Origin of the sequence: Polaromonas sp. A23 (assembly GCF_002001015.1) — a bacterium.
In the GTDB taxonomy this organism is placed as follows: domain Bacteria; phylum Pseudomonadota; class Gammaproteobacteria; order Burkholderiales; family Burkholderiaceae_C; genus Polaromonas.
The window spans coordinates 51026-65000 of sequence record NZ_MUNO01000004.1 but is presented as its reverse complement, the minus strand read 5'-3'; the positions used below and the strand labels follow the sequence as shown (position 1 = coordinate 65000).

The window sequence follows — 13975 nt, the reverse complement described above, 5'->3', positions numbered from 1 at the left end:
ACTATCGGAACCTTGGGCTACACTTGAGCCCGTCAGGAGAGAGTTTTCCCCGAGAAAACCGCCGAAGGCGCATGCGGCACCCCAATGGTGCTCTGAACGCTCAGGCAAAAGGACTGGCAACCGCCGCCCGGCCGAACACCTGCCAGGCGGCGTTCCCTACTGGAGAGAGGCCCCCTCGAGGCGGCCCACCGAAGGAGCAAACCTGCATCGCCAGGCGAATCTCTCAGGTAAAGAGGACAGCAGGGGCAGCCCGTGGCTTATGGCCATGTTGTATGTTTGCCCCGGAGAACGCCTTGTCCGCCATTGCCCCTGAACTGCTGAAAACACCGCTGTACGACCTGCACATGGAACTGGGCGCGCGCATGGTGCCGTTTGCCGGTTATTCCATGCCGGTGCAATACCCGGCCGGCCTGATGGCCGAACACCACCACACACGCAGCGCCGCCGGGCTTTTCGACGTGTCGCACATGGGCCAGCTGCGCCTGGTGGGCTCCGACGCCGCAACCGCGCTGGAGACCCTGATTCCGGTCGATGTGATCGACCTGCCCGCCGGCAAGCAGCGCTACGGCCTGCTGCTCAATGAAGACGGCGGCATCATCGACGACCTGATGTTTTTCAACCGCGACTACCTGAACGGCGGTGACATATTCGTCATCGTCAACGGCGCCTGCAAGGTCGGCGACATCGCGCACATCCAGCAAAAAATCGGTAGCCGCTGCAAGGTCATTCCCATGCCCGACATGGCCTTGCTGGCGCTGCAGGGGCCGCAGGCAGTGAACGCGCTGTCGCGCCTGGCGCCCGGCGTCGAAAAACTGGTCTTCATGACCGGCGGGCGTTTTACCGTGGCCGGCTGCGACTGCTTCCTCACACGCAGCGGCTACACCGGCGAAGACGGTTTTGAAATCTCCGTGCCTGCGGCGCAGGCCGATACCCTGGCCAGGGCGTTGCTGGCCCAGCCTGAGGTCAAGCCGGTCGGCCTGGGCGCACGCAACTCCTTGCGGCTGGAAGCAGGGCTTTGCCTCTACGGTAACGACATCGACACCACCACCACACCGGTCGAGGCCAACCTGAACTGGGCCATCCAGAAAGTGCGCCGCACTGGTGGTGCACGGGCCGGCGGCTTCCCGGGCGCCGACAAAGTGCTGGCCCAATTGGCTTCTCCGGCCCTCCTCACGCGCAAGCGCGTGGGCCTGGTTGCGCTGGAGCGCATCCCCGTGCGGGACCACACACCCTTGCAAAGCATGGACGGCTCGCCGATTGGCGAAGTCACCAGCGGCTTGCTGGGCCCCAGCATCGACAAGCCTGTGGCCATGGGCTATGTGAAGCCCGAGTTCTCGGCCATCGGTACCCGCGTGAACGCCATCGTGCGCGGCAAGCCCGTGCCCATGGAAGTCAGCGCCATGCCTTTTGTCCCGAATCGCTATTTCCGCGGTTGAATTTTTATTATTTTGGAGAACCCCATGATCAAGTACACCGAAGACCACGAATGGATCAAAGTTGAAGGCGACGTCGCCACCGTGGGCATCACCCACCATGCCCAGGACGCGCTGGGTGATGTTGTTTTTGTGGACCTGCCTTCTGTTGGCAGCACAGTTGCGCAGAAGGAAGTCGCCGGTGTGGTGGAATCCGTGAAGGCTGCGGCAGACGTCTACATGCCCGTCAGCGGTGAAGTGACTGAAGTCAACGAAGCGCTGCGCGACGACCCGTCACTGGCCAACACCGACCCGCTGGGAGCCGGCTGGTTCTTCAAGGTCAAGCTGTCCAACAAGGGCCAGCTTGACGCGCTGATGGACGAGACAAGCTACACCGCTTTTTCTGCCTCCGCCTAAATTAACCTACCTGCCACACCGTTCTGGCTGAGCCTGTCGAAGCCTTGCCTCATTGTTCACCGACCCTTCGACAAGCTCAGGGCGAACGAATTCTGGAACCTGCCATGCTGATGCCAACCGCCAAGCCGCTTCGCGAGCTTGAAAATACTTCCGAATTCATAGCCCGCCACATCGGCATTGACGATGCCGACGAGGCCCACATGCTCAGCGCAGTGGGCTCCGCTTCCAGGCGCGCGCTGATCGACGGCATCGTGCCACGCAGCATTGCCCGCAGCCAGGCCATGGCCATTCCGGCACCTGTCACCGAAGCACAGGCTCTGGCCGAACTGAAAGCCATGGCCGCAAAGAACAAGGTCTTCAAGAGCTTCATCGGCCAGGGTTATTACGGCACCCACACGCCCGGCGTGATCCTGCGCAACATTCTTGAAAACCCCGCCTGGTACACCGCCTACACGCCCTACCAGGCTGAAATTTCGCAGGGCCGCATGGAGGCACTCGTCAACTTCCAGACCATGGTCTGCGACCTGACCGGCATGCCGATTGCCAACGCCTCCATGCTCGACGAAGCCACTGCCGCCGCCGAAGCGATGACGCTTGCCAAACGCAGCGTCAAGAGCAAGAGCAATGTCTTCATCGTTGCCGGTGACTGCCACCCGCAAACCATCGAAGTGATTCAGACACGCGCCAAACCGCTGGGCATCGAAGTCAAGGTCAGCACCGCTGCCATCACCGTGCCGCAGCTGATGGCCGAAGGCAATTACTTCGGTGTGCTGGCCCAGTACCCGGCAACCACCGGCAGCATCCATGACCTGCGTCCCCTGGCCGGCCAGGCCCATGTGGACGGCGCCGCACTGTGCGTGGCCGCCGACCTGTTGGCGCTGACCTTGCTGGCCCCTCCCGGCGAATGGGACGCCGACATCGTGCTGGGCAACACCCAACGCTTCGGCGTGGCCATGGGCAACGGCGGGCCGCATGCGGCCTACCTCGCCTGCCGCGACGAGTTCAAACGCTCCCTGCCCGGCCGGCTGGTCGGCGTCAGCGTGGACGTACACGGCAACCCGACCTACCGCCTTGCACTGCAGACGCGCGAGCAACACATCCGCCGCGAAAAAGCCACCTCCAACATCTGCACCGCGCAAGTGCTGCCGGCCGTGCTGGCCAGCATGTACGCGGTCTACCATGGCCCGCAGGGCCTCAAGCGCATTGCGCAGCGCGTGGCCAGCTACACCGCGATTTTTGTGCGCGGCATGCAGCAGATGGGTTACGAAATCACCAATGCCAGCGCCTTTGACTCGGTCACCATCAAGACCGGTGACGCTACCAATTCGATAGCTGATCGCGCCCGCCAATCGGGGGCAAACCTTCGATATCGTCTGAACAATCACCTGGGTGTGTCGCTCGACGAAACCACAACGCGGGAAGACCTGGAGATGCTCTGGTCCTTCTTCGTGAAGCCGGGCAAACCCATGCCGCGCCTGAGTGATTTTGAGAAAGGCATCGAGCCGCTGATTCCTGAAGATCTTCGCCGCACCACGCCTTTCCTCACGCATCCGGTGTTCAACACGCACCACTCCGAAACCGGCATGCTGCGCTACATCCGCATGCTCAGCGACAAGGACCTGGCGCTGGACCGCAGCATGATTCCCCTGGGCAGCTGCACCATGAAGCTCAACGCCACCAGCGAGATGATTCCCGTCACCTGGCCGGAGTTTGCCAACATCCACCCGTTTGCGCCGCAAGACCAGCTCGAGGGCTACGCCGAACTCGACAGGCAGTTGCGCGACTGGCTGTGCCAGGCCACGGGCTACGCCGGCATCAGCCTGCAACCCAACGCCGGCTCGCAGGGTGAATATGCCGGCCTGCTGGTCATCAAGGCCTTCCATGAGGCACAGGGCCAGGGCCATCGCAACATCTGCCTGATTCCATCGTCGGCCCACGGCACCAACCCGGCCAGCGCGCAGATGGCCGGCATGACGGTGGTTGTTACTGCCTGCGATGCCCAGGGCAATGTCGACATGGCCGACCTGAAAGCCAAGTGCGAACAACACAGCGAAAAATTAGCCTGCGTGATGATCACCTACCCCAGCACACACGGCGTGTTCGAGACGCAGGTGAAAGAGCTGTGCGCCCTGGTTCATTCACATGGCGGCCGCGTCTATGTCGACGGTGCCAACATGAACGCGCTGGTCGGTGTGGCGGCTCCCGGCGAGTTTGGCGGCGACGTCAGCCACCTCAATCTGCACAAGACCTTCTGCATCCCGCACGGCGGCGGCGGCCCGGGTGTCGGTCCGGTGTGTGTCGTGGCCGACCTGGTGCCCTACCTGCCAGGGCATACGACGGCAGGGATTCCGGCGAATGGCGTGGGAGCCATTTCAGCAGCGCCGCTGGGCAATGCATCCGTGCTGCCGATCAGCTGGATGTACTGCCGCATGATGGGCCCGGAAGGCCTGCAGCAGGCCACCGAGGTCGCCATCCTCAGCGCCAACTACATCAGCGCGCGCCTGAAAGACCATTACCCGACCCTCTACGCAAGCGCTAACGGCCATGTGGCACACGAATGCATCCTGGACCTGCGGCCGTTGAAGGAAACCAGTGGCGTCAGCGCCGAAGACGTGGCCAAGCGGCTGATGGACTACGGCTTCCATGCGCCCACCCTGAGCTTCCCCGTGCCCGGCACGCTGATGGTCGAACCGACCGAAAGCGAAACCCTGGCCGAGCTGGACCGCTTCATCGACGCGATGATCGCCATCCGCGAAGAGATCCGCAAGGTCGAGGCCGGCGACTGGCCGCAGGACAACAACCCGCTCAAACACGCGCCGCACACCGCAGCCAGCCTGCTGGGCGCCGAGTGGGACAGACCTTACTCGCGCGAAACCGGCGCCTTTCCGTTGGCCACACTCAAGCAGGTCAAGTACTGGCCGCCGGTCGGCCGAGTAGACAACGTCTACGGCGACCGCAACCTGTTCTGCAGCTGCGTGCCCGTGAGCGACTACGCCGCCTGAGCGGTAGTTCATGGAAGCGCAAACGCTGGTCATCATCGCCGGCGCTGTCGCCGCCGGTTTTGTACAGGGCTTGTCGGGGTTTGGTTTCGGTCTGGTCGCCATGTCCTTCTGGGCCTGGACGATTGATCCGCGCCTGGCTGCAGCCATGGCGGTGTTTGGTGCGCTGACCGGGCAGATCATTGCCGCCATCACAGTGCGACGCGGCTTTGACCTCACGCAACTCGCTCCTTTTGTGCTGGGTGGCTTGCTGGGCCTTCCGCTTGGCATGCTCCTGTTGCCACAAGTGGACGTGCAGGTGTTCAAAGCCTTTCTTGGCACCCTGCTCGCTGTCTGGTGCCCTGCCATGCTGTTCAGTGCGCAACTGCCACGCATCACACGCGGCGGCCGGGTAGCTGATGCACTGGTTGGCGCTGGAGGTGGCGTCATGGGCGCGCTTGGCGGATTCACCGGCGTACTGCCCACACTGTGGTGCACGCTGCGCGGCATGGACAAGGACGCCCAGCGCGCCATCATCCAGAACTTCAATCTGTCGATGCTGCTGGTTACCTTCGTCACCTACGTTGCCACCGGCATCATCACCACCGCCACCCTGCCCTACCTCGCCATCGTCGCGCCGGCGCTGTTGATTCCTTCACTGCTGGGCGCGCGGCTGTACATCGGGATCAGCGAGACGGCTTTTCGCAAGCTGGTGTTAAGTTTGCTGACGTGTACCGGGGTGGCGCTGCTGGCTTCTTCGGTGCCGGGCTTGTTGCGGCGACTGGGTTGAGTGCGGCGTCACGGTGTCTCATCCATTTACAGGATAGACGCGCCTTCGAACGCCCCCTAGAATCGCGCGGAGTCAAACCTATTCTCACACGCTATGTCAAAAACCATCGCTCTGCTCCTTGTCGCCTTTTCGCTTTCCGCAGCCGCGCAGGACAATCGTCAAGTCACGTCAACTGGTGATCTGGTTGGATGTTGGTCCAAGGTCGATTTCACGGATCAGGCCAAGTCAAAAATTAACGAAATCGACTACCGCGAGGCTCGATATCAAGTGTTCTGCTTCGAACCCGATGGGACTTTGCGAACCGTCGACTCAACGATTCCTATTCAGGGCAAGTCTGCAGAGTTAAGAGCGGCATTCGCCGAACTGCCAAAAGTTATCGCCTACCAAGTTACTCAGCCAGGCATCGTTGTTCTGGTCAGAAAAGACCCGAATCAGACGACCGGTTGGGTTTCAACATTCACTCAACGTGACATGCAGTTCGACGGGAAGAGCATTCCGAAAGACACCCTGACAATGGGCCTTATTGACGTCGCCAAACAAAGGGCTGTCCATTGGCGGTACCTGGTGAAAATTCCTGAGTAGACGTGATTGCAAAATGAATTCATGGACAAACAGCACGTGCGCAATGACGGTTAACCGATTGCTGGAATTCTTGACGTGAAAAGCGTCCTCTTCGTGTGCGGCAAAAACAAGTGGCGCAGCCCCACGGCTGAGCAAATGTTTGCTGAGCATCCGGGAATTGAATGCGCCTCAGCCGGTTTGAGCCCGGAGTCGAACACACCGATATCTGCTGAACTTGTTGGATGGGCTCAGCTGATCTTTGTGATGGAAACAACGCACAAAACCAAATTGTCCGCAAGATTCAAGTCCGAACTTTCAGGAAAAAGGGTCGTGTGCCTGGGTATCCCGGACAACTACCAGTTCATGGACCCTGCGCTGGTGAAGCTACTCAAATTGAAAGTCACGCCCCATCTGATTTAGTTCTGTCAATCGGGTGCGGCATTCTTCGCACTGCGGAGAAGGATCCCGGATCGGGCCTGCCCCGGGCTTGACCCGGGGTCCGGGATGACGGCCTAGGCAGCCAGGCGCTGCAACCACCCCATAGCCTCAACCAGCTCCTGCTGAATCAGCTCATGCGCACTCGGGTACTCCGAGTAACTCAACTCTATCGGCAGCGTCTCCACCAGCGCACGAATTGCATGTGCACTGACCAGCGGAATTACCTGGTCGTGCATGCCGTGGCTGACCCACAGTTGCTTCCCCGTCAGTGCCTCAGGCGCTGCCACCAGCGGCACCACCTGCGTCAACAGGCGGCTGTGCATCACCATCGCCCCCTTCAACAGCGCGGGTTGTGTCAGCAGCAGCGAAAGTGACATGATGCCGCCCTGGCTGAAGCCACCAACCACCACGCGCTCGGGCGGAATGCCCAGTTGCTGCGCGGCAAAGGTCACGGTTTTTGCCACGGTTGCGCGGCTGGCGGCCTCTTGCGGCTCGTTGATGATGCGGTCGCCCACGCGGTTGACGGCGAACTCGAACCAGCCGTAAGCGCTTGGACCCATGACATACGGAGCGCGCAGACTGACGACGTGGAACTGCGCCGGCACATAGGGCGCCAGGCCAAACAGGTCTTCTTCGTTGCTGCCGACGCCGTGCATGAGCACCAGCAGCCAGGGGGCAGCACTTGCCGCATCTGCGGGACGGTGCAAAAAGGAAAGAGGCAGATCAAGCATGGGCAAAACTCCTGCGGGCATTGTGCCCGGCATTCACGTGGCGGGCTGTGGCAGGAGGCGTTTGAGGGTGAGAACCCCCAACACAAACGCCGCGCACAGCCCCGCCGACATGAGCTGCTCGTCCAGTTGTGGCGGCACGATGAGGATATAGCCGCGGCCCTTGATCAGTGACGAGAAGCTGGACACGCCAAACGGCATGAGGAAAAGGCGGAAGGTCTGCCAGCGATCTGTTTTTCCCTTGCCACCCGCTCCCACGCTCAAGAGCAAGGCCACGCCAATCACCACGCTGATGCCCAAAGAGTTCAGCCAGATGGCCGGTGATGGGTCAAAGTGGTAGACCACCGTGACCAGGTACCAGATGAGGTAACACCAGAGCACGGTTTTGCCCGTGCTCAGCGAGGCGAAGTAGCGCAGGGGACTGGTAGACAACATGGGAGAGGTGCGAGCAACTTCTGTGCCTTGGGGCATGGATCCCGGGATGAGGGAGGAACCTCAGAACTTGCCGTTGCGGACTTGTTTGCGGATTTGTGCGTGAGGCGCCACAAACTGAAGTTAGGGAAGCGCTGAACAAGTCCCCTGCGGCGCGCGATCATCCGGACTCGGGCGGTCTGCGGCGTTGAATTTCTTGCCAATAGCCGGCTATTGACTGCGAAATCCGCCTTGGCAATCCCATCCCGATCCGGCTGCCGCACTTCCGCAAGGACTTATTCAGCGCTTCCTTAGGCGCTGCGCATCTCAATCGGAACGGTAGCCAGTCCGTAGTTCGCGAATGGCCCGCATCATGGTGGGCGCCAGCATGTTCCATTGCAACGCCCGCAATGACCGACGGTAACGCAACCCGTTGCTCCGCAGGGACGCCGACACCAGTTCCAGGGGATCGCTCACCACGCACAGTAGCCGCGTGAGCATGGGGTCCTGGTCGGTAGGCAGACCGCCGAGGAAAGCGTCGTTCTTCCCGTCCCACAGAAGTTGGGCATTGATGTGGATGCCCCAGCCGCACGTCCAGCCGTTCGCCTCCAGGCGTTTGAGGGCGGCAGCCACGTATTCGCCATCGAAGATGTAGGTGTCGGTACGCACCCAACGACCCAGCCAGAATTCCGCCAGCGGGCGTGCCGCCGGCGTGGCTCTGGGGATCAGGCCGCGCAGCATCTCGCCGCGCATCTCCATGTAGCGCAATCGCGCCGGGATACCGGCCGAACGCATCAGTGCGATCAGCAGCGTCGCCTTGTCGTCGCCGTCGCCCCCGCGCGCCTCGAGCACGTCGCGGGCCGTCGGGTAGGCCAGCTTGATTCGCTTGGTATAAGGCAGGCGCTTGACGAAGCCATAGATGGCCATTGCCTTGTCACGGTCGGTGCGACACAGCTGGACAAGCGAGCGGGCTTTCAGGCGCAGCTTGGGGTCGTCCAGGTCCAGCAGCGGCGTTGTGCCAAGCCAATCATGCGGCCGCTCACTGGCTCTTAGATGCAACCGGCGGGGCGAATCGAATTGTGCGACAAGTGACTCCATGGAACCACCGACGGAGTGAACAATTCACGCATCGTACCCCCGGGCGCAGGGCACGGCAAATTGCGGTTCCGCTCCAGTCATGGGTATGCAAGTTGGAAACTTCCATGCCTTGGCGCGGCCCGGATTCTGGATCAGGCCTGCCCTGACTCGATCCGGGGGTCCGGGATGACCAGCCAGAGGAAGTCGAGCACTCTCATCTGCTATTATTTAAATAGCACACTATTCCCGTCGTTAAAGGGCAAAATGCCGATTTGATCACTTAGTGCAGTGTTGCAGGCCATCCGGATCACAAAACGCGTCTTTTGTGCCATGGCTGCGTTGCAAATCCGCGCAATACCAGAGGTCCCGGGGCCTGGCTGTGCTGACGAATGGACCGGATGGCCCTCCACCTGAAGAATGAACAAGACCGCGCCCGCTTGGGCTACAGTCGTGACCCAACCGCCCTCCTTGCTTCCCGACCCCAACTGCTCATGCACCCCAACAGTCACCGCACCGCCCTTCCGAAGCTGTTTCTCGCGCTGGCTGCGGCCTACTTCTTCACCAGCCTGGGGCACTTCAGCCACAACGCAGAGTTCATCTGCGAGTACCCCAACCTGCCCGCCTGGCTGACCCGCACGCAGGTTTATGCCGCGTGGGCTGCCATCACCTCGGTGGGCGTGCTCGGATTTTTCCTGATCCGAAAGCAATACGTGACTGTGGGCCTGCTGCTGGTGGCCATCTATGCGGCGCTTGGGTTTGATGGCCTGGGCCACTATGCACTTGCACCGCTTGAACTGCACACGCTGGCATCCAACGTCACCATCCTTTCAGAAGTCGCCGCTGCGGCTTTTTTACTGCCCGTCACTCTTTATCTGCTGGCGGCGCAGCTTCTCCGGGCCAGAAGGCCTGACACTCGCGCCTGACATGTCGACTGACCCTTCAACTGCTTTCAACGCGCTGCGGCGCCCAAGGCTCCAGTGAAAAAACCCATCGCGATTCTCGTCTTCACTGTGCTGCACGCGGCACTGAGCTTTGGCTTGTTTCTCTTCACCTTTGGCAGGGGCATGGCGCGGATGGAGACAGCCGCAGCCCCCACTTTGCCGGAAACGATTGCAGAAGCTGCTGTACAGGTTTTGTACTTTCCATTCATGCATCTCGCACAGTTGGTCCCGGGCTGGTTCACCGGGCTTTGGGGCTACCTGCCCCTGCTGGTTAACAGCCTGTTCTGGGCGGTGGTGCTGGTAGAGCTCTGGTTTTTCCTGCGTAGTTTCCGGGCCAGGCCCTGAGGTAACGAGAAAGTTTTCAGCCGGCTAGTCACTGTCGCCGCCCTTCCCGCGCGAAGCCTTGATCTCCGAGCGCTGGCTTTTGCCTGCCAGGCGCCGTTGCTTCGAACCATAGGTCGGCTTGGTGGCGCGGCGGGGTTTGGGCGGCGCCGACACTCCGTCAATCACCTCTTGCAGGCGGGCCATCGCATCAGCGCGATTCATCTCCTGCGTACGGTGCTGCTGCGCCTTGAGCACAAACACCCCTTCCTGCGTGATGCGGCTGTCGCTGAGCGCAAGCAAGCGCTCCTTGATCACGTCAGGCAAGGAAGAGGCGGCAATGTCGAAACGCAGATGAATCGCGCTGGACACCTTGTTGACGTTTTGCCCACCCGCACCCTGCGCCCTGATTGCGCTGAACTCGACCTCGCGTTCGTCCACTGGAAATTTCAGCAAGGTGACCATGATGGGTTACTGAGCAGACGGCTCAGGACAAAATCTCTCCGCAAGTTTCGGTTGTTCTATTGCTGCCTCGGCGTGCCGTTCAGGCATCAGACCACGTCGCGCAAAGCCACGGTCTGGCCTGTAGCCATCGACCGCCGCACCGCTTCCACGGCACAAAGGCTTTGCAACGCATCGGCAACCGTGATTATCGGCGCCGTCTTGCCGGCGATCAAATCGCAGAAGTGATCCAGTTGCGCCCGCAATGGGTCTACGGCATCGAGGGCCAGCGTTTCTTCTGTAAATGGCGTCCACCAACCCGGCGCCGCCCCGCTTGCGTCGTAGGTCCAGGTGCGCAGCGTGGGCACGGCCAGGGAGCCCTGGGTGCCTGCAATGAAGTAGCAGTCTTCCGTGGCGTAGCGCGGATAGGCAGGATCCTCGCCCGAGGTCTGCTCCCAGCTGCGCGGTGAAGCCGCCGTATCCGACAGCGTGAAGGTGCCCAAAGCACCGCTGGCAAATTTCATATTGATGACCGCCGTGTCCTCGACGGCAAAACCCCGCACCGCACTCGACGCCATGGCATGCACTGCCTCGAGCTCGCCGCACAAATAACGCAGGTTGTCCATTTCATGGATCAGATTGATGAGAACAGGACCACCCCCGGCTTCTTTGCGCCAGGCACCCTGCTCGAAATAGCTGTCGGGTTTATAAAACTGGGCACTTCCCATCACCGTCACGAGGCGGCCCAGCCGACCCGAGCTGACAACTTCCCGGGCCCGCAGCAGCGTGCTGCTGTGGCGGCGGTGGTGCCCGACCAGCATGGGCACCGGCTTCTTTGCCAGCGCCTCGGCCAGTTGGCGGCCGGCCGCCACCGTATCGGCCACCGGCTTTTCGATGAGCGCCGGCATCCCCTGTTCAACACACAGCAACGAATCCGGTACATGCAGATGGTTGGGTGTGGCCAGAACCACGCCGGCGGGCCGGGGAAACGCCTGCTGCGCAAACAGTGCGTCAAGGCTGGGAAAGTGCGGCACACCCAGGCTGCCGGCCAAGGCCACTGAGGCGGGCATGGGGTCCACCACAGCCGACAGGCAGGTGCGCGCGCTGGCCTGGATCAACTCGATATGGCGTCGGCCAATCTGGCCGGCACCTGCTACGGCAAGCCGGACCACCGGACCGTCCGCAAAGGTCATGTTCATGTCGTTCCAGAAATAGAACTTTCAAACCCGGCGCAGCGCATGTTCACAGAGCCGCTTTAGCTGGGGAATTTTTGCCCGCTTCAGTCAGTTCTGGCAAGGCGTCGGAGAGAAGCTGGATCTGCGTATGTGCCAGCATTGCGGCATCCCGGGCCAGTGCGGGGCTGAACCACTGAGCAGCGTCTTCCGGCGACGCCCCAACGCGCACGGCATCCAGGTTGGCGTGCATGCGTGGCACATTCACCTGCAAGTTTGGCAAAGCCAGTGCCATGGCGCGGGCAGCCCCGTGCGCCGACATCAACAGCCCCGGCCATTCGGCCAGCTCGGCCTGCCAGTTGCCCAGCGCCTGCTCGTGCTCCTGCGGCATCGCGCTCAGCAAGGCCGCCACACGTTGCGGTGCCCGCTGCGCGGCAGCCAATGCCACCATACAGGCCGCAGCGCTGCGTCCGAGCTCCGGCGATTCGTTCACCTCGGCCACTTCGTATTGGCTCATCAGCGCAATGTCCTTGGCAATCTTTCCAAAGCTCCCCACAAGCAAACCGAGTTCACAGCCAAGGGCCACCCATTCGTCACGCTGGACGTTCCAGGCAAAAGGCGGAGCTCTCAGTTGCAGATCGGCGGCCATCAGGGCGAGAACCTGCGGGCCCTTGCCTTGCATCCGAGCAAACGTTCCGACCGAGCCGCCCAGCTGCACGCTAAGGGCATTGCCTGCAGCCGTCTGCAGGCGCTGCAGGCTGCGCAGCAACGGCGCGGCCCAACCGGCGCACTTCAGGCCGAAACTGGTGACCGATGCCGGCTGCATCAGCATGCGTGCCAACATGGGATCGGCGGCATGGCGCCGGGCCAGCGCCAGCAGCGCCACCAAGGCCTTGTGAACATCGGTTTCAATCAGGCCGACAGCCCTGCGCGTGACGAGAGCCAGTGCGGTATCAATCACATCCTGCGAGGTAGCGCCGAAGTGAACAAAACCGGCGGCTTCCTTGTTGAACAGGCCAACGGTTTCCCTGAGGTTTTTAACGAGCGCAACGGTGATGCTGCCCGCGCGGCCGCTTTCACGCACAATTTTCGCCACGTCGAACAGTTCAACCTTGCAGGTGCCCGCAATGGACTGGGCGGCGGCCTCCGGAATCAGTCCCACACTGGCCTGTGCACGGGCCAGTGAGGCTTCGAAACGAAGCATCGCGCCCAGGAAGTTGCGTTCACTGAAAACTTCCAGGACTTCGGGCGTCGTCAAGGGACCTTCAAAAATGCTGCTCATACGGCGCGTTTCTCAGGATGGCAGGGAAGTTTTTCCGCCGGGCCGTCCCAAGGAAAAATGCGCCCCCGCGGGGGGCAGCGCAGTACACGAAGTGACAAGCGTGGGGGCCCTCATCTTTTTAGCCGTATCTGGTTGGGCAAGGGCACGGAGCGGCGCAGCACGTCCTCGCCCAGCCACAAGGCCGAGCGCCAGGCTCGCTGGGCCACGGTGGGCAGTGGCAGCTGCTGGTAGTCGTCGTTGAACACCTCGAAGCTGTAGTCGCCTCTGTAGCCCAGGCTGTGCAGACGCGTCACCAGCGCAGCAAGGGCTTCGCTGTGCACGCCTTCGCCGGGGAACACACGGAAATGCCGGGCGGTGGCAATGCGTTCTTCCACCGACTTGATCTCGGTCCACATGAAGTCGGCCAGTTGCACCAGGAATATTTTTTCGGGGTCCAGCAGCTCGATCTCGTCCAGCGATGTATTGGTCGCAAACATGTGGAAGGAATCAAAACCCAGGCCGAGGTTAGGCATGTCGGCCTGGCTGATGATGTCCCAGGCCTGAGGAAATTCATTGACAGTGCGCCCCCAGGACAGCGCTTCGTAGGCGATGCGGATGTTCATCGGAATGGCCAGCATGGCGAGCTTGCGCAGGTCGCGAACCAGCGCCTGCGTCTCGCCGGTGGCATGCACCGAGGTGGACGAGCAGATCAGCAGCAGCCGGCAACCGAGCAGGTGGCACATCTCCAGCATGGACTTGGCGATGTCCACCTTGTAGTCATGCAGGTGGCCGGACAGACCTTCGAAATCGCGCAGCACCTGAAAGCCCGTGACGCGCAGCCCGCTGGCACGCACCGCCGCCACGGCCGCCTCCAGCCCGTCGGGGTGGCCCACCAGATCCCTGGCGGCCAGCATGATCTGGGTAAAACCTGCGTCGCGCACAGCCTGCAACTTGGCTTCGAGCGGCCCGGCCAGCGAGATGGTGTCCATCCCGAAATCGTCGATGTTTCCGCTGTAGTGGCTCATGC

15 protein-coding genes and 2 riboswitches are annotated in these 13975 nt (G+C 61.7%); of the genes, 8 read left to right on the top strand and 7 right to left on the bottom strand.

Translation table 11 applies throughout. From position 1 onward, the window contains the following. The first annotated feature begins 23 nt into the window (after positions 1–23). A riboswitch (glycine riboswitch) is annotated at positions 24–126 on the top strand. 23 nt (positions 127–149) lie between these two features. Further along, positions 150–250: riboswitch (glycine riboswitch) on the top strand. A gap of 22 nt (positions 251–272) precedes the next feature. The 6 genes from gcvT to B0B52_RS01130 all read left to right on the top strand — a co-directional run bounded on the left by gcvT (position 273) and on the right by B0B52_RS01130 (position 6578). Next, on the top strand, positions 273–1436 hold the full coding sequence (gcvT, locus tag B0B52_RS01155) for a glycine cleavage system aminomethyltransferase GcvT (RefSeq protein ID WP_174575460.1): 1164 nt from the start codon (positions 273–275) through the stop codon (positions 1434–1436). Positions 1437–1460: 24 nt separating this feature from the next. Beyond that, positions 1461–1829 carry a glycine cleavage system protein GcvH gene (gcvH, locus tag B0B52_RS01150; RefSeq protein WP_077591770.1) on the top strand — a complete coding sequence of 123 codons (369 nt, stop codon included), beginning with the start codon at positions 1461–1463 and terminating at the stop codon, positions 1827–1829. A 104-nt stretch (positions 1830–1933) separates the two neighbouring features. Next, on the top strand, positions 1934–4831 hold the full coding sequence (gcvP, locus tag B0B52_RS01145; RefSeq protein ID WP_077591769.1) for an aminomethyl-transferring glycine dehydrogenase: 2898 nt from the start codon (positions 1934–1936) through the stop codon (positions 4829–4831). 10 nt (positions 4832–4841) lie between these two features. Further along, positions 4842–5597 carry a sulfite exporter TauE/SafE family protein gene (locus tag B0B52_RS01140; RefSeq protein WP_077591768.1) on the top strand — a complete coding sequence of 252 codons (756 nt, stop codon included), beginning with the start codon at positions 4842–4844 and terminating at the stop codon, positions 5595–5597. 93 nt (positions 5598–5690) lie between these two features. Beyond that, positions 5691–6179 carry a hypothetical protein gene (locus B0B52_RS01135; protein ID WP_077591767.1) on the top strand — a complete coding sequence of 163 codons (489 nt, stop codon included), beginning with the start codon at positions 5691–5693 and terminating at the stop codon, positions 6177–6179. 75 nt (positions 6180–6254) lie between these two features. Then, complete coding sequence (locus B0B52_RS01130) at positions 6255–6578, top strand: low molecular weight protein tyrosine phosphatase family protein (RefSeq protein ID WP_077591766.1); 324 nt, start codon at positions 6255–6257, stop codon at positions 6576–6578. A 92-nt stretch (positions 6579–6670) separates the two neighbouring features. Here B0B52_RS01130 and B0B52_RS01125 read toward each other — a convergent pair whose 3' ends face one another. The 3 genes from B0B52_RS01125 to B0B52_RS01115 form a co-directional block, all read right to left on the bottom strand. After that, positions 6671–7327 carry an alpha/beta hydrolase gene (locus B0B52_RS01125; protein ID WP_077591765.1) on the bottom strand — a complete coding sequence of 219 codons (657 nt, stop codon included), beginning with the start codon at positions 7325–7327 and terminating at the stop codon, positions 6671–6673. A 33-nt stretch (positions 7328–7360) separates the two neighbouring features. Next, positions 7361–7795 carry a hypothetical protein gene (locus B0B52_RS01120; protein ID WP_217349763.1) on the bottom strand — a complete coding sequence of 145 codons (435 nt, stop codon included), beginning with the start codon at positions 7793–7795 and terminating at the stop codon, positions 7361–7363. A 267-nt stretch (positions 7796–8062) separates the two neighbouring features. Further along, the gene (locus B0B52_RS01115; protein ID WP_077591763.1) at positions 8063–8833 is read right to left on the bottom strand and encodes a transglutaminase family protein; all 771 of its coding nucleotides are present in this window, start codon (positions 8831–8833) and stop codon (positions 8063–8065) included. 470 nt (positions 8834–9303) lie between these two features. Here B0B52_RS01115 and B0B52_RS01110 point away from each other — a divergent pair, with 470 nt between their 5' ends. Next, the gene (locus B0B52_RS01110) at positions 9304–9735 is read left to right on the top strand and encodes a hypothetical protein (RefSeq protein WP_139351773.1); all 432 of its coding nucleotides are present in this window, start codon (positions 9304–9306) and stop codon (positions 9733–9735) included. 54 nt (positions 9736–9789) lie between these two features. Next, positions 9790–10098, top strand: a complete 309-nt coding sequence (locus B0B52_RS01105; RefSeq protein ID WP_077591761.1) for a hypothetical protein — start codon at positions 9790–9792, stop codon at positions 10096–10098. Between the two features lie 24 nt (positions 10099–10122). Here B0B52_RS01105 and arfB read toward each other — a convergent pair whose 3' ends face one another. The 4 genes from arfB to B0B52_RS01085 form a co-directional block, all read right to left on the bottom strand. Beyond that, the gene (gene arfB, locus B0B52_RS01100; RefSeq protein ID WP_254425596.1) at positions 10123–10539 is read right to left on the bottom strand and encodes an alternative ribosome rescue aminoacyl-tRNA hydrolase ArfB; all 417 of its coding nucleotides are present in this window, start codon (positions 10537–10539) and stop codon (positions 10123–10125) included. Positions 10540–10625: 86 nt separating this feature from the next. Continuing rightward, a complete protein-coding gene (locus tag B0B52_RS01095; RefSeq protein ID WP_077591760.1) occupies positions 10626–11714 on the bottom strand; it encodes a Gfo/Idh/MocA family protein in 1089 nt (362 codons plus the stop codon). 43 nt (positions 11715–11757) lie between these two features. Continuing rightward, a complete protein-coding gene (locus tag B0B52_RS01090) occupies positions 11758–12969 on the bottom strand; it encodes a lyase family protein (RefSeq protein ID WP_077591759.1) in 1212 nt (403 codons plus the stop codon). A 110-nt stretch (positions 12970–13079) separates the two neighbouring features. After that, entirely contained in the window at positions 13080–13973 is an 894-nt protein-coding gene (locus tag B0B52_RS01085) for a sugar phosphate isomerase/epimerase (RefSeq protein ID WP_077591758.1), read from the bottom strand. Positions 13974–13975: the final 2 nt, after the last annotated feature.

Coding starts and splice junctions, on each gene's coding strand:
- gcvT (WP_174575460.1), top strand. CDS start 273: ATGTTTGCCCCGGAGAACGCCTTGTCCGCCATTGCCCCTGAACTGCTG.
- gcvH (WP_077591770.1), top strand. CDS start 1,461: ATGATCAAGTACACCGAAGACCACGAATGGATCAAAGTTGAAGGCGAC.
- gcvP (WP_077591769.1), top strand. CDS start 1,934: ATGCTGATGCCAACCGCCAAGCCGCTTCGCGAGCTTGAAAATACTTCC.
- B0B52_RS01140 (WP_077591768.1), top strand. CDS start 4,842: ATGGAAGCGCAAACGCTGGTCATCATCGCCGGCGCTGTCGCCGCCGGT.
- B0B52_RS01135 (WP_077591767.1), top strand. CDS start 5,691: ATGTCAAAAACCATCGCTCTGCTCCTTGTCGCCTTTTCGCTTTCCGCA.
- B0B52_RS01125 (WP_077591765.1), bottom strand. CDS start 7,327: ATGCTTGATCTGCCTCTTTCCTTTTTGCACCGTCCCGCAGATGCGGCA.
- B0B52_RS01120 (WP_217349763.1), bottom strand. CDS start 7,795: ATGCCCCAAGGCACAGAAGTTGCTCGCACCTCTCCCATGTTGTCTACC.
- B0B52_RS01115 (WP_077591763.1), bottom strand. CDS start 8,833: ATGGAGTCACTTGTCGCACAATTCGATTCGCCCCGCCGGTTGCATCTA.
- B0B52_RS01110 (WP_139351773.1), top strand. CDS start 9,304: ATGCACCCCAACAGTCACCGCACCGCCCTTCCGAAGCTGTTTCTCGCG.
- arfB (WP_254425596.1), bottom strand. CDS start 10,539: ATGGTCACCTTGCTGAAATTTCCAGTGGACGAACGCGAGGTCGAGTTC.
- B0B52_RS01095 (WP_077591760.1), bottom strand. CDS start 11,714: ATGAACATGACCTTTGCGGACGGTCCGGTGGTCCGGCTTGCCGTAGCA.
- B0B52_RS01090 (WP_077591759.1), bottom strand. CDS start 12,969: ATGAGCAGCATTTTTGAAGGTCCCTTGACGACGCCCGAAGTCCTGGAA.
- B0B52_RS01085 (WP_077591758.1), bottom strand. CDS start 13,973: ATGAGCCACTACAGCGGAAACATCGACGATTTCGGGATGGACACCATC.